The organism is Clostridium sp. CCUG 7971, from assembly GCF_017590215.1.
Taxonomy (GTDB): Bacteria; Bacillota; Clostridia; order Peptostreptococcales; family Peptostreptococcaceae; genus Faecalimicrobium.
The window spans coordinates 17,494-32,706 of record NZ_JAFFPK010000013.1; the positions used below are offsets into that span (position 1 = coordinate 17,494).

Sequence of the window (15,213 nt, forward strand, 5' to 3'; positions counted from 1 at the left end):
TTTTTTATTTTTCAAAAATTTATATTTGTAATATATTTTATCTTTTTTAATATAATAAAATATAGATATTGATATATTCCTCTTATTATTTTATAAAAAACACCATTTACAATTGTAAATGGTATTTTTAAGTTTATTGATAAATTTTTATTTCTAAAATTCCATAGGAATCAATTTTTCTTCATTATATCTTGCTATAGCATATAAAGTATCAGATAATCTGTTTACATATTTTATTAAAAGTGGATTTATTTCTTCTACTTTGCTAAGAGTTATTATTCTTCTTTCTGCTCTTCTGCATATAGTTCTTGCAACATGTAGATTTGCTGAAACTAAACTTGTTCCTGGTATTATAAATGCATTTATATCTTCTGTCTTGTTTGTATATTCATCTATTATATTTTCTAATGTCTTTATATCTTCTTCTGACACTAATTTTTTTAATTTATTTTTATTTTGAGTAGCTAGTTCAGCTGAAACAGAAAATAGTTCTTTTTGTATTTCAAATAAGACCTTTTTATCTTTTTGTCTTGCATGATTTATACAAAGCCCTATGTATGAGTTTAATTCATCTAAAGTACCATAAGATTCTACCCTTATGCTATCTTTATCTACCCTACTTCCATCATATAATGATGTTTGTCCTTTATCCCCTGTTTTTGTATATATTTTCATAATATCACCTCATTAATTTTTTATATTTATAATTTCTTTTTTACCCAAATCATATATTGCCTTTTGGTTACAATAATTTCCTATTTAAATAGCATCATTTTTAGATTTACTAATTACTGATATGTCTATATTTAGCTTTCCTTTATCAAACCATCCTCCTATATATAGTTTATGATTTCTACCATTTATCTTTATACATCTATTAAAAAAAACATATTCAATTATTTGATTCGTATCCATACCTATATTTATTAAAGGAGTTATACTTATTATATACCCATATTTTGGATTGTCAAGCTTACCATTTTCATCTATAGCTATAGTGAAATCTTTATTATTTTTTATGTAATTATTTACACAATCTATAAATTCTATATACACTTAAAACACCTGCTTATTATTTTAGTTATAAATATAATATATTCTCATAATTTTACTATTATTAATCTTTGCATATATACAAATACTATGATAGAAAATACATTAATATTTTTAATATAGATTTGAAAGGAGCCTTATTTTATGGCTAATTATAACGGAACAGTTAAATGGTTTGACTTGGAAAGAGGATATGGTTTTATATCATCAGATGATGGTGAAGATGTTTTTGTTCATTATTCTCATATAAAAGAAGATGGGCATAATAAAGATTTACATCAAGGTCAGCTTGTTACATTTGACATAGTTCAAGCTGACAAAGGTCCATCTGCTATTAATGTTCATAAGTTTAATTAATAAAAAATGTAGATGCTATATAGTATCTACATTTTTTATTAATTAGGGATATTTATTTTTATTTTGTATAATTTTTCACCTTAGTATAAAATATACTTTTATAGCTATATAATAAAATTATATTACAATTTAAAGGAGATTAAAAAATGAAGAAAATATCATTATTTATTGTAGTCAATGCTATATCTTTATACTTAGTGTCACACTTAATGGATAGTATGTATATAAGTTCTATTAAATCATTATTAATATTAACATTAATATTTGGATTACTTAACCTAACAGTCAAGCCATTAATACAATTTTTCTCACTTCCTATAACTTTTTTAACTTTAGGATTATTCTCTTTGGTTATAAATGCAGTTGTTTTAAAATTAGCATTTACGATAGTTCCTGGAGTTAATTTATATGGTTTTATAAGTGCAATAGGTGCTTCTATACTATTATCAATAGCTAATACTATACTATATAATATACTAGACTAAATCTATTATATAGTATAAATTAAATTAAATAAAAAGCTACTAATTTTAGTAGCTTTTTATTTTAAACAATGCATATTTTCTTTAACATCACTGCCCTGTATAATATATGCTTGACCTTTTGAACAAAATATTGAATTTGAAGTATACTCACTATCTGCATCTTTATCATAGTTTTTTCTTTCTATTACTTCTTCACTATTATGGCAGACATCATACCCATCATATATAAAACTGATACTTCCACTACCTTTGCTAAAAGTTATAAGTTCTAAGCTGTAATCCATAAATGTTGCAACAGGTCCCCTTCCTTCTACTATTGCCACATTATTAGATATGACAGGTGGTTCAAATTGCCCATTCATTTTGGATATATCTGACAGTACCCGTCCAATATAGTTTAAATCTACTTCTATTTTAAATTTATAATATGGTTCAAGGATAATATTTTCACCACATTCTAATCCTTGTCTTAAAGCTCTAAGCGTTGCTTGCCTAAAGTCACCACCGCTAGTATGTTTATTATGAGCTCTACCTGTAATAAGTGTTATTTTTAAATCTGTAAGATTATATCCTGCAAGTATTCCCCTATGCTCTTTTTCAAATATGTGAGTTTTTATAAGATTTTGATGCCCTATGCTTATGTCATCAACATGAGCTTTACTTTCAAAAATTATTTTAGAATTTCTAGGTCCTGGCTCTATTAATAAATGCACTTCTGCATAATGCCCTAATGGCTCAAAATGACCACACCCTATTGATTTATCTTTTATAGTTTCTTTATATAAAATTTCACATGGTCCAAATTCAACTTCTATATTAAATCTATCCCTAACTATTTCTTTTAATATCTCTAATTGAATTTTCCCCATTACATGTAGATGTATTTCTTTAAGTTGTTCATCCCATAATACATTTAAAGCAGGCTCCTCTAGGTTTAATAAAGCAAGAGCATTTAATACATCTTTTATATTTAAAGAGCTGTCAAATATAACCTTTGATTTTAGTGCAGGCGTTATTTCAAATTTATTTTGATTATTATATAAGTTGTTTATATATTTTATATCAGTATTTGATTCTACTAGGTAATCCCCTGAATTTATATTTGTAAGTCCTGATACTGTAAAAATCTCTCCAGCACTTACTTCATTTACTACATCAAATTTATTTGAATTATAAATTCTTATAGTATTTATTTTTTCATTTATTATTTCTTCTTTGTTTTTATACGAGACTTCATTCTTAACTTGTAGATTACCTTGTAAGGCTTTTATATAAGTCACTCTATTTTTATTTTCATCATGTTTTACCTTATATACTTTGCCTATAAATTTATCGTTATATTTGTATGATGTATATGTTAAAAAATCCAGTTTTTCTATAAATTCTAATATACCTATATCATTGAGTGCTGATCCTTTTAGCAGTGGGTAAATTTTATTATTTTTTATCATTTCTTTGAAATTCTCTAACCATAAATCAGGCTCATAGCTATCATATAAATACCTTTCAAAAAGATTATCATCTCTTTCTGCTATAAATTCTATAAGTTCTTTATTTATATCAGCTTTATTCTTATTTAATATAAAGTTTTCATTTATATCTATTACATCGGTTGTTAAGCTATTTTGTATATCATTTATTACTTCATCTACATTTGCACCTTCTCTGTCTACTTTGTTTACAAAAAATATTGTAGGTATTTTATACTTTTTTAATAATCTAAATACTGTTTTAGTATGTGATTGAATTTTTTCAACAGCACTTATTATCACTACTGCATAATCCATTATACATATAGATCTTTCCATATCTGGAGAAAAATCTATATGTCCAGGTGTATCTATAATAAAGTACTTTGAGTTATTATATTTAAAAACTCCTTGTTCTGAAAATATTGTAATTCCTCTTTGTCTTTCTATATTATGGTTATCTAAAAATGTATTTTTAGAATCAACTCTTCCTCTACTTCTAATACTATTAGTATGGTATAATACTTGCTCGCAAAAGGTTGTTTTTCCTGCATCTACATGAGCTAGCACCCCTATTGTTTTATTCATTTTTCACCTCATATTCTTTATTTATAAATTAAATAATATTTATAGTTTTGTATATAAATTTTAATGTTATGAATTTAAGTATTATTTAATTACTTTTCTTTATTTTATTATATAAATTAGTTAATTTCTATATTTACTTAATTATTTAATATATAAGATACAAGATTAATTTTAAATTAGTTATTTAAATAAATTATTTACTAAAATTTTATTTATGTTATAATTTTATATTGTTTACATTTTTAACCATTAATAATTTTAATAGCAATCATTCGAAATTTTTGTCGAAAAATTAATTTATTTTAAAATAAAATGTTGTATTAATTTTAAAAAAAGTTATAATGGTTCTTGCGCCAAAAATAATTTTAGTAAAACTTAATAAGAAAGGATTCAAAACTATGGGAAATAAAAACCTTCAAAAAAATCTTGGATTTGCTGCTGCACTATCAACAGTTGTTGGTATGGTTATCGGTGGTGGTGTATTTTTTAAGCCACAAGCAGTATATGAATTAACTGGTGGAGCACCAGGTCTTGGTATTATAGCATGGATATTGGCCGGAGTTATGACAATAACTGCAGGGCTTACTGCTGCAGAAATTTCAGCTGCAATACCTAAAACAGGTGGAATGATGGTATATATAGAAGAAATATATGGTAAAAAATTAGGATTTTTAACAGGTTGGATGCAATCTGTATTATTTTTCCCAGCAACAATAGCTGCCATATCAGTTATGTTCGGGCAACAATCTGCTATTTTGCTTGGAAATCAAAATTTAGTAATTCCAATGACTGTAGGAGTAATTTTATTAGTAGGAGGACTAAATACTTTAGGTTCTAAGACAAGTGGATCTATTCAAACTATTTCAACAGTTTGTAAATTAATACCTCTTATACTAATAATGATATTCGGTTTTATAAAAGGTGGAGGAAATAATCCAATAATGACTCCCCTCGTTGCAGAAAATCTTAAGCCAACAAGTATAATAGGACAATTATTAGTAGCAATATTATTCGCTTATGATGGTTGGATAAATGTTGGAGCTATAGCTGGAGAAATGAAAGATCCAGGAAAAGACTTACCAAAAGCTATAATAGGCGGATTAACATTAGTTATGGCAGTTTACTTAGTTATAAACTTAGCTTATCTTTGGGTATTACCAGCAAACGAACTTGCTAACTTTGCATCACCTGCTGCTGCTGTTGCAGAAGTGATATTTGGTAAAATGGGTGGTAAATTGATAACTATGGGTATATTAATATCTGTATTTGGATGTATTAATGGATATTTATTAACTGGTCCAAGAATCGCTTATACATTATCTCAACAAAAAACTTTACCAGCATTTTTAGGTAAATTAAATAAATATGATGTTCCAGCTAACTCAACAATGGTTATGGCTTCACTTGCTGCATTATATGCATTATCCGGACAATTTAACTTACTAAGTGATTTATCTATGTTCGCTATATGGTCATTTTATGTATTAACATTTATAGGTGTAATAAAACTTAGAAAAACTCATCCTAATTTACATAGACCATATAAAGTTCCACTATACCCAGTAATTCCTGCAATTGCAATAGCAAGTGGATTATTTGTAGTCATAGACCAATTATTCCTTGCTGGAATTAAAAGTACTATGATGTCTTTAGGAGGAGTTTTAATAACGCTTATCGGTATCCCAGTTTATAACTATATGATTAATAAAAATCAAAATAGTATAGATAAAGCTGCATAATTATATAAAAAAAGTTATATGTAATATTTTGACATTATATATAACTTTTTTATATTTTCTACTAACTATATAAGCTTCTACACTTATTAAATTTCTATATTCTTATTTATACCCCATATTATTTATATAAAATATTATATTTTTTCATATATTATATAAATATAATACTATTTATATTTCCAAATAATTCAACTTCATTTAATATATACTTTAGTGTATTACTTATAAATGGTATATTATTTATAGTAATACAATTTTTCATTCAATATTGGATTAATAATTGCTAGTTAGTATTTTGGTTTGTTATAACCCTAAAGGAGGAAATATTATGGCTGATATAGATAAAAAATATCTCTTGCAAGAAAATTTACCATTCTTTGATAAATTAAATTCAGATGAAATTAAAAAATTAATTGATAAAAGTACAATAGTTAAGTATAAAAAAGGAGAACTTATTTATGGTAAGAATTCTTCATGTACAGGTATATTAATAAACATTTATGGCCAATTTAGAATATTTATATCTTCTCAATCAGGTAGAGAGATAACTTTATTTAAACTATTAGATAGAGATGTGTGTGTATTATCTGCTTCATGTGTTTTTAAAAATATAACTTATGATATAAATCTTGAGGCAGAATTAGATTCCTTGGCAATTGTTATAGATAGTACTTTTATAAAAAAACTATCTGAAACCAATAATTATGTATTAAGCTTTTTACTTAATTTAACTCAAGATAAACTTTCAGAAACCCTATCTTTAATTGAAAAAACTATATTTTTTAGTTTAGAAAATAGAGTTGCTAATTTTTTAATAGTTGAACATAATCTTACTAATTCGGATGTAATTTATGCAACTCATGAAAATATAGCTAATAATTTAGGTTCTGCTAGAGAAGCTGTTTCTCGTATACTAAAAAAGTTTGAAAAAGACAATTTGTTAGAAATATCTCGAGGTAAAATCAAATTATTAGATTTAAAAAGTCTAGAAAATATCAAATAATATAAAATATCATCCTAATATATAATATATTAGGATGATTTTTTATATTATTTGATCTAAAATATTTCTATATTTTCATATCTTTTTTACTGTAAACAATATAACTTAGTGCTATAGATACCATTATTATAAAAATTCCGATTATAACAAAAGTAGTATCAAATCCATTTTTTAAAATATCACTTGGTACATAATAATCAAATGGTGATAAATACTTAAACCATTCAAAACTATCCTTTAGTCTCCCTACCATTCCTAAAAAATAAGTAATAAAGAATATTGAAATAGCAATAGATATTGAACTTTTATCAGACTTTATTAATGATGATATTAATAAACCTACTGCCATAAATATATACCCAAGCAGTAATATTGAGCTAAATAATAATTTAATATTAATAATTAAATCTATACCATTAATATTATCAGGCTTTACAATATACGAAACTCCTATAGTAAGGATGCATGTAATAATAATATATATAAAATATATAGCTACTATTGAACATAACTTATATCTAATTATTTTACTTCTTTTTATAGGTTTTGAATATAAAAACTCAATAGTACCTTCACTTTCTTCTCTTATAAGAGCGTTAACACCTAAAATAGCACCATATATAGCACTTGCCATTGCAATATATTGAATTGCATAGCTTAAATAATCAAATATATTTGTAAAATCAGTTGCCTCAATATTTAGTGCCTTTAATAAATCCATTGGAAGCGCACTCATTTTATCAATTACAAGTTCTTTCATACCACTACTTTCCATGCTAGGAAAAATCGACATAAATAATATAATTAGACCACTACAAACAATCGACCAGATAATGCATGATTTTAATAGTCGTTTAAATTCAAATTTAAATATATTCATACTCCTCTACATCTCCTCATTTTCATAATAATTTAAAAATACATCTTCAAGATTTTCTTTTTCTATTAATAATTCCTCTACTTTATATCTGCTAATTTCTTTTACAAGTGTATCTATTTCTTTTGAATATATAAATGTATATAGATTGTTTTCTTTGTTTAAAATCTTGTCTGATAATTTTAATATATCACATTCTTTAATCTCTTCACTCTTTAAAGTTACTTTTAGTTTAAGTTTATTTGTAGCTTTTTCTATTTCAAGTATATCTACAATATATCCATCCTTTATTACAGCAACTCTATCACATAAATTTTGAACTTCTACTAAATTATGAGATGATAAAAACACGGTATTTCCCTTTTCTTTTTCCTTCATTAACAAGTTAAAAAGCCTTTTTTGCATTAATGGATCTAGACCATTTGTTGGTTCATCTAGTATTAAAAGTTTTGGATTATGAATTAAAGCTTGAGCAATAGATACTTTCTTTTTATTTCCTAAGCTTAATTCTCTCATTTTTTTATTCATATCTAATTCTAATTCATTGCAAATTTTATCTGTATCTTTCTTGTTTATATTAGGATAAAAACTTTGTGAATATTCAATCATATCTTTAACTTTAATATCATCATAATATCTAACTTCACTAGGAACGTATCCTATATACTCTTTTATTTTATCACTATCTTTAACTATATCCATATTAAGAATACTAGCATTTCCACTACTTGGATATATGAAATTTAATAAAGTTTTTATAGTGGTTGATTTCCCTGCACCATTAGGACCTATAAAACCAAATATTTCACCTTCTTTAACTGAAATATTAATATTTGTATACCTCTATTTTTCCCATAACTTTTAGTTAAGTTTTTCGTTTCTATTATATTCACTCTAATCCCTCCTATTTTGTTTATCGCATATATCATTTATTACTTTTATATTAATTTATCGTTAAATCTTTCTCCTGTAACTTTATAGTAAATTCCTATAGATATAAAATACAAATATAAATTATTGTAAATATTGAACTAAAGGTTAAAATATTGTTCATATTAGACAAGTCAAACCAATTAAATATTTTTGAGCTTGCTATAAATATCCCTAGTAAACTTATATAATGAATAGTCGTTCTTATAAATACAGGTATTTTAAGTACTTTATCATAATTGTATAATATGTATTGAAGAAAAACTATTACTATCGCTAATAATAATAACGAATTAATCTTTCTTCATTTTCTAATAAAATCACCTTTATAATCTCTTTTATTTACAAATAGTATATGCCTTATTTATTACTAATACAAACGTTTAAGACTAAGTTGTATTATTTCTCTACTAAGCTTCAAAAAAAGGGCCAGTCTATAATTTAAGACAGCCCCTTTAATACTTCTAATTTAAATTTATTTTTTAATATCTATACTTGGTGATATTTCTACCTCTTGATTTATTGTTGTTATCTTATTAAGTACATTTATTATTTCCATGCTTTGATTAGGTTTTACAATTAAAGTATAATTTCCAACTTCAATATCACTTGGTATAGCACCTACGAAAGTAGCCTCATTAGCACTATTATAACCTATCATATTAAATTCTACTTCTTTATTACCAAGTTTAACTGTTATAATTCTATCTCCCATTATACTTACATTTTGGTTAAACTTTAAGTTTACTTTTAATTCGTCTCCTGGTTTATAAGACTCCTTTTGATCTACAATATATACTTTCTCTAATTTTGCTGGTTTTGTATCTTTTTCTAAATTGAATTTTAAATAATCTAAATTCATTTCAGTATAAGACATTTCTCTAACATCAGTTCCTTCATAGAATAGTCCTATATTTCCATTTGAAAGCTCTGTTAAGCAAGAATATGCAAAGTATCCTGGCTTAACTAATTTTTTGTATTTCCATTTAATATCGTATTTAGGTTCTCCATTTTCATAAGTTCCATTTTCTGATATTAAACCTATTCTTACTGTACCATCAATTCTATTTCTTGGTTCTGCATCTGGATTTGAAAATATTAATGCATCTTTTCCATCTATTTTTTGACTATAATTTATTACACTTAATTGGCAATATGGTTCTCTTATATTAGTTTCTTCAACTATATCATCTTCCCATGTAGCTCCACCATCAAAACTTGTAGCTATCCTTACATATCTACCTGGGTCATTTCTCATAAACAATTTTAGTTGACCATTTGGCATTTCTACAACTTGGCACTCTGTTAATTGATTTCCTCTTGTTTGAGTTTGAGCATTACCAACTTGACCATTTCCCATATCTCTTCCATCTGTTGCAGTTTCACCTATTTCCCATGTTTTCCCCTTATCATCACTATATATAACAGCACTTGATTGGAATCCTGCTGCATTAGTTAGATATACTGGGAATACAAGTCTTCCTGCATATTTTCCATTTTCTATTTGATGACCTCTACCTGGGCCTGTACCTAAAAATTTCATCCAATCTGCTTTAACATCTTTATTAAGATCCATTGGCTTACTCCAAGTCTTCCCATCATCATCACTATATATTAATGATAGGAAGCTTGTTCCCATTACTTTTAATGGACTTGTACTAGTTAATACATTATCTACTTTATTACTATTTCTATATAAATTCTGATCTTCATCAAGAGTATACTCAGTTACGATACCCTTATTATCATACACTTTCCCTTCTTCTCTCACTGTGTATTCATTATTATTTGCATCACGCAATAATAAGTATCTTTGACCATCTATTTCTTTATATCCACTTCCTGGTTTAGCTTCATGAAAACCATATCCTGACGCAAAATGAGTTACTAATAAGAATATCCTTCCAGTTTCATTATCTTGAACTATTGCAGTATCTATTGCTGATGCCTTATCCGGATAATCTAATATTATTTTAGATTCTTCCCAAGTTTTTCCACCATCTTCGCTTCTTCTTATTGCAGTATCTATATTATTTGGTGCATCCCCTCCATGTGGTTTTCTAGCATCTATTGATGCTAAAACTGTACCTGCTTTAGTAGTATATAGTGCTGGTATTCTATAAGCATTTGAATTTAAATCTCCTGGCTTAAATAAATCTTGTTTTTCAGATTTATATGCATTTTCAGGAAGATAGTCATCTTCTGAAGGTATATTAGTTTCAGAAGTCTTTTTAACAAGGTAATTATCTGAAATTGGTTCACTATATATATCTATAAAATCTATATCTCCATTAAATGGGTATTGATTTCCAGTTAATCTTGGTGTTTTACCTATAAAAGCAGAGTTTATTCCAACTATATCACTTAAAAATTTAGTATCATTAGCATTTTCTTTTTTAATTAATTTTCCATTTAAATATAAAGTGTAAGATTTATCTTTTTCTACTTTAAATGCAATTGTATTAAATCCTTCATTTAAAACGGCATCTCCAAAAATGTGTTTATTTAATCCTGTACTTTCATTTCTTATTTCAACACCCACTTTAGCTCCTGATTTATACAGATGAAAATGTGAGTAATCTCTATTTTTATTTGATATACCTATTAAACTAGCTAAATTCTTATTACTTCCCTTAAATCTAGCTACAATAGTTCCTTCTTCTAAATTTTTTAATTCATCTATTTTATCTGATATATCTACAGCTTGAGAATTTGAAGCTATTCTTATATTTTCATATGATTTTATTTTATTAGCTTCCTTAGATTGTTTATATATATTAACTTCAGATACAGATGCAAATCCTCCTACTCCTTCTAATGCAGTAATTTTTATTTCATCTGCTTCTACTGCCTTATCTAAAGTTACTATTTTTGTGGTGTTATCCTCTGACCATCTTCCACTTGATATAAGGGTTTCTTTTCCATCATTTATAGCATGAATTTCATATTTTGTTATAATCCCATTATTTTGAGATTTTCTTGGGCTAACTTTTATAGTACTAACTAATGCTTTTTCTCCTAAGTTCACTGTTATTCCTTGAGGAAGTTTTGCACTTTTATCCCATGGTGTATGCCACATTGTATCTGAATTCCCATCTAAAACTTTATCTGCTCCTTCCCCTGGTTGAGCAGATGTATGAGTAGCTGTCATTTTAGATTGTAAAATTTCTTCTTCTACTATTGCATTTCTATTTTTTGTATTGCTACTTTCAGCTATTGAAACTATAGAGTCTTTACCTTTATCTGTAGCTAAAACTACAGATGAACTGTTTCCTATAATTAAAGCTACTGCCATACTAATTGCAATCGTTTTCCTATTCATTTTAAAATCCTCCTGTGTATTTTTTTATAGTAATTTAGATGAGTATATTTCTATATAAATATGGTTCTACCTTTTACACTACTTTCCTTTTTATTTCTGAAATTTTTTTTCGTATTATATATAGTTTTTATAATTAAAAGTCATTTCAATATAAAAACAATTACTAAAACATTGATTATACTTATTTTCATGCAATTTTTTTTCATTAGAATTAATTTTTAGTTAATAAAAAAATCCCCATAGATGAAAAGTATCATCTACGAAGATTTTATTTAAATATCATCATTATTTATTTCTCTAGGCCATGAAAGTAAACTTTTCCTAGATATTTTTAGATTCTTTTCATCTGGGAAATATAAATCACAGAAATAATTATGATAGTTCGCTATCCATACATATTTGTCCCAAACTTTTGTATTTTTTTTATGTATTAGTAACATTTCTTCTATTTTATCTCTATGTCTAATTAAAAGTTCAAGTTGTATTCTTTCAAACTCATATTCGTTATTACATTCTGTATAGTATTTAAATATTGTATTTAAATAATTTAAAAACCACTGTCCATCATTATCTATAAGTATCATATTATTTTGTGGTGCAACATCATAGTAATTTATATATTTCTGTAATTTTTTTACAGTTTTATCATCTAAAATAATTCTTGGATAACAAGCAAGTTTACTTTCTGTATTATGAGCATCTAAAAGTGCCGGCCCAAAAACTATATCATCATTTATATAAAAATTCCCTACACTTATTCCACCTCTTACAAACAATCCTTCTAAAGCTAAGTTAAATTGATATTCAGATACATTTTCTAGTATCTCATCTAATTCTTCTTCTCCATCACCGGTTATCGGATAAGCAACAACCATATTATCAGTAAATATTTTTATCTTACCATGACTATATTTATTAGGAATAATGCACTGCTTGTTTTTATTTATTAAGTAGTTAATTTCTCTAAGTAGACTATTTCCATATCCATCTTCACAAGAATCTACTATCATTTGCGAAAAACCTAGTATATCTATTGCACATACAATGGAATTAACTAATCTTGGATTATCCTGATCATATTTTTGTACATTCATTTAAACACATCCTTACTTACATCTTAAATTATTTACTCATTTTATCTAATAATAACTTAATTTTTGTATAAAAAAAAGACCCATATAGGATCTTTTTTATAATAAATTTTATTAATGTTTAATTTTTATACTTAATAACCTATCTAAGTAGTTCGACTTTAATTGTTCATTAGCTAAGGCTCTTTTAGATGGTTCTAATTCTAAAATTGCAGATAATATAGCACCCATAGCTCTATGGCTAGTTAATGCGTTATTATCGAATATAAGGTTTTGCAATTGACCTTTTTCTATTGCCATAAGAACTGATCTATGTACTGAATTTGCTGGTGTAATTATTTTTTCTGGTCTTTTTCTTAACATTATACTATTTTTAAAGCAATTTCTAACACATACTCCACAACCTAAACATCTATTTTCATCTACTTTTATGTAAGTTTTATCATTATCTTTAGCTATACTTATTGCATCTATTGGACATACTTTTATACATTTACCACAGCTTACACAACTTTCATTATTTATATTAGATATAAAGCTTGTTGTTTGTACAGGATGTAAATTACCAAATCTTTTAGCCGCAACTAAAGCTTCACAACAACATCCACAACAGTTACATATAAATGTTACTCCATCTCTTACATTTTCCCCACATTGAACTAGATTATTTTCATAAGCTTGATGAAGTAATTCTTTACACTCTGATGCATCTATTCTTCTTGCAAACTTATTATTTATTAAAGAATTTGCTACATTATTAAAAGTCATGCATATATCCATAGGAGCATCACAAGCCTTTCCTACATGTTCCATTCTATGTCTACAATAGCACATACTTATTCCAATATGGCTAGCTTCTTCTATTATATGTGTTGCTCTTTCATAATCTAGTATTGTTACTTCATTATCATTAGTTAAAACTTCTTCTTGTACAAAAGTTCTTCCTAATTTAGTCTCTGTTGAGTAAAATAAGTCTTTTATAAAGTCTTCTTCTACATTCATATATTGATAGTAAAGCTCTGCAAGAAGTTTTTGATCTATATCTTTCCTTGTTCTCATCATAGCAAACTCAAAAAAACCTGCCATTGGTGGTGGCATTATGTATTTTTTACCTTTTTTATCTTCTATATCAAGTAATAAAGCCTTCTTCGCTAAATTATCTAATATTTTATATGCTTCGCTTTCACTTACACTCCATATTTTTGATGCTGCTTTTACTCTAAATGGTTTTATTGGAAGTTGTGCTACTAATTCAGCTTCTTTCTCTGTAAATAACACACTTAATATCTTATATAAAGTCTCTGAAGGTGGTGCACCTTGTGGAAACTTATTTATCCTTTCTTCTAAACTTTTGTATGCATTTTTTGCATTTATATGAGAGATTTTAATCACCTTCCTTATAATTTATATTATATACATACTGATATTTATACAAACTCCTATGACCTACTTTTAATTTTATCATAATTTCAAATAAAAATATACCAACGATAAAACTAACATTGATTAATTTTTAAACACTTATAGTATTGCATTTTATCTTAATTTGTACCTGTTTGTTTATTTTTACAAATAAAAAGACATAGTAAGTACTATGTCTAAAATATCCCCTATCCACCCTCGCTTATTCTAAATTAACACTCGGTAATAAGTTATTATATGTAATATTGTTATGCCCAAAAATTCTTTTAGGACTTACTGTTAATTGTATTAGGCTAAATATTAATTGTTTTGTATCGCCTTTAATACTACGATAAATCAAATATAGAAACTTTTCCCCGTTTCTAGGGTTAATGTTCACCTTTAGATAAGCTACCTACTTTTGTTTTATTTTAATTCTGTTGTCCAATTTTTTTCTTGTATTTTTATATCTAATTCTCTGTATTCTTTTGCTAATGAGTCAAGCTCTTTTTGCAATTTAGGTATTTTTACTGTAGTTACAAACTTTACTTCTGATTGACTGTATCTATCATGTCTTATTGTAGCTTCATCTAATACAGAAACTAATATATTTCTTTTTCTCTTTATGCTATCTCTTGTACAAATAACATCTGATAAAGTTATATCTTTTTCAAATATAGTATTAGAATTTGTGCTGTTTATTCTTTTTATTAATTGTTCTAGCTCATCTACAGTTTTATTTAATTCTTCAAGAAGTTTAATTGGATTCTCTGCAACATCTTCACCTTCTTGAACTTTTACATTGTTAATTATACGATTTTTTAATTCATGAATTTTATTTTGATAATCTGCTCTAAGCATAAGTGCTTGTGCTAGTTTCATATTTTATTCTCCCTAT

13 protein-coding genes are annotated in these 15,213 nt (G+C 26.0%); 4 read left to right on the forward strand and 9 right to left on the reverse strand.

Annotation, left to right across the window (positions count from 1 at the left end; translation table 11 throughout):
* Positions 1-153: 153 nt before the first annotated feature.
* Positions 154-675, reverse strand: a complete 522-nt coding sequence (locus JWF52_RS02285; protein WP_208331730.1) for a cob(I)yrinic acid a,c-diamide adenosyltransferase — start codon at positions 673-675, stop codon at positions 154-156.
* A gap of 84 nt (positions 676-759) precedes the next feature.
* The gene (locus JWF52_RS02290) at positions 760-1,056 is read right to left on the reverse strand and encodes a hypothetical protein (protein WP_208331731.1); all 297 of its coding nucleotides are present in this window, start codon (positions 1,054-1,056) and stop codon (positions 760-762) included.
* Positions 1,057-1,197: 141 nt separating this feature from the next.
* Here JWF52_RS02290 and JWF52_RS02295 point away from each other — a divergent pair, with 141 nt between their 5' ends.
* Positions 1,198-1,410 carry a cold-shock protein gene (locus tag JWF52_RS02295; RefSeq protein WP_208331732.1) on the forward strand — a complete coding sequence of 71 codons (213 nt, stop codon included), beginning with the start codon at positions 1,198-1,200 and terminating at the stop codon, positions 1,408-1,410.
* Positions 1,411-1,556: 146 nt separating this feature from the next.
* Entirely contained in the window at positions 1,557-1,895 is a 339-nt protein-coding gene (locus tag JWF52_RS02300; protein WP_208331733.1) for a phage holin family protein, read from the forward strand.
* Positions 1,896-1,951: 56 nt separating this feature from the next.
* Here JWF52_RS02300 and JWF52_RS02305 read toward each other — a convergent pair whose 3' ends face one another.
* Complete coding sequence (locus tag JWF52_RS02305; RefSeq protein WP_208331734.1) at positions 1,952-3,952, reverse strand: elongation factor G; 2,001 nt, start codon at positions 3,950-3,952, stop codon at positions 1,952-1,954.
* A 398-nt stretch (positions 3,953-4,350) separates the two neighbouring features.
* Here JWF52_RS02305 and JWF52_RS02310 point away from each other — a divergent pair, with 398 nt between their 5' ends.
* Positions 4,351-5,691 carry an APC family permease gene (locus tag JWF52_RS02310; protein ID WP_208331735.1) on the forward strand — a complete coding sequence of 447 codons (1,341 nt, stop codon included), beginning with the start codon at positions 4,351-4,353 and terminating at the stop codon, positions 5,689-5,691.
* Between the two features lie 328 nt (positions 5,692-6,019).
* Entirely contained in the window at positions 6,020-6,694 is a 675-nt protein-coding gene (locus JWF52_RS02315; protein WP_286183969.1) for a Crp/Fnr family transcriptional regulator, read from the forward strand.
* Positions 6,695-6,761: 67 nt separating this feature from the next.
* Here the strand turns inward: JWF52_RS02315 and JWF52_RS02320 are convergent, their stop codons facing one another.
* The 6 genes from JWF52_RS02320 to JWF52_RS02350 all read right to left on the reverse strand — a co-directional run bounded on the left by JWF52_RS02320 (position 6,762) and on the right by JWF52_RS02350 (position 15,197).
* Entirely contained in the window at positions 6,762-7,574 is an 813-nt protein-coding gene (locus JWF52_RS02320; RefSeq protein ID WP_208331736.1) for a DUF2705 family protein, read from the reverse strand.
* A 6-nt stretch (positions 7,575-7,580) separates the two neighbouring features.
* Complete coding sequence (locus JWF52_RS02325) at positions 7,581-8,402, reverse strand: ABC transporter ATP-binding protein (protein ID WP_353654858.1); 822 nt, start codon at positions 8,400-8,402, stop codon at positions 7,581-7,583.
* Positions 8,403-8,976: 574 nt separating this feature from the next.
* On the reverse strand, positions 8,977-11,823 hold the full coding sequence (locus JWF52_RS02335) for a sialidase domain-containing protein (protein ID WP_286183970.1): 2,847 nt from the start codon (positions 11,821-11,823) through the stop codon (positions 8,977-8,979).
* 272 nt (positions 11,824-12,095) lie between these two features.
* A complete protein-coding gene (locus JWF52_RS02340) occupies positions 12,096-12,917 on the reverse strand; it encodes a hypothetical protein (protein ID WP_208331737.1) in 822 nt (273 codons plus the stop codon).
* Between the two features lie 111 nt (positions 12,918-13,028).
* Positions 13,029-14,297, reverse strand: coding sequence for a 4Fe-4S dicluster domain-containing protein (locus JWF52_RS02345; protein WP_353654859.1), 1,269 nt, complete (start codon positions 14,295-14,297; stop codon positions 13,029-13,031).
* 444 nt (positions 14,298-14,741) lie between these two features.
* Complete coding sequence (locus JWF52_RS02350; RefSeq protein WP_208331739.1) at positions 14,742-15,197, reverse strand: DIP1984 family protein; 456 nt, start codon at positions 15,195-15,197, stop codon at positions 14,742-14,744.
* Positions 15,198-15,213: the final 16 nt, after the last annotated feature.

Coding starts and splice junctions, on each gene's coding strand:
- JWF52_RS02285 (WP_208331730.1), bottom strand. CDS start 675: ATGAAAATATATACAAAAACAGGGGATAAAGGACAAACATCATTATAT.
- JWF52_RS02350 (WP_208331739.1), bottom strand. CDS start 15,197: ATGAAACTAGCACAAGCACTTATGCTTAGAGCAGATTATCAAAATAAA.
- JWF52_RS02335 (WP_286183970.1), bottom strand. CDS start 11,823: ATGAATAGGAAAACGATTGCAATTAGTATGGCAGTAGCTTTAATTATA.
- JWF52_RS02300 (WP_208331733.1), top strand. CDS start 1,557: ATGAAGAAAATATCATTATTTATTGTAGTCAATGCTATATCTTTATAC.
- JWF52_RS02295 (WP_208331732.1), top strand. CDS start 1,198: ATGGCTAATTATAACGGAACAGTTAAATGGTTTGACTTGGAAAGAGGA.
- JWF52_RS02320 (WP_208331736.1), bottom strand. CDS start 7,574: ATGAATATATTTAAATTTGAATTTAAACGACTATTAAAATCATGCATT.
- JWF52_RS02340 (WP_208331737.1), bottom strand. CDS start 12,917: ATGAATGTACAAAAATATGATCAGGATAATCCAAGATTAGTTAATTCC.
- JWF52_RS02310 (WP_208331735.1), top strand. CDS start 4,351: ATGGGAAATAAAAACCTTCAAAAAAATCTTGGATTTGCTGCTGCACTA.
- JWF52_RS02305 (WP_208331734.1), bottom strand. CDS start 3,952: ATGAATAAAACAATAGGGGTGCTAGCTCATGTAGATGCAGGAAAAACA.
- JWF52_RS02315 (WP_286183969.1), top strand. CDS start 6,020: ATGGCTGATATAGATAAAAAATATCTCTTGCAAGAAAATTTACCATTC.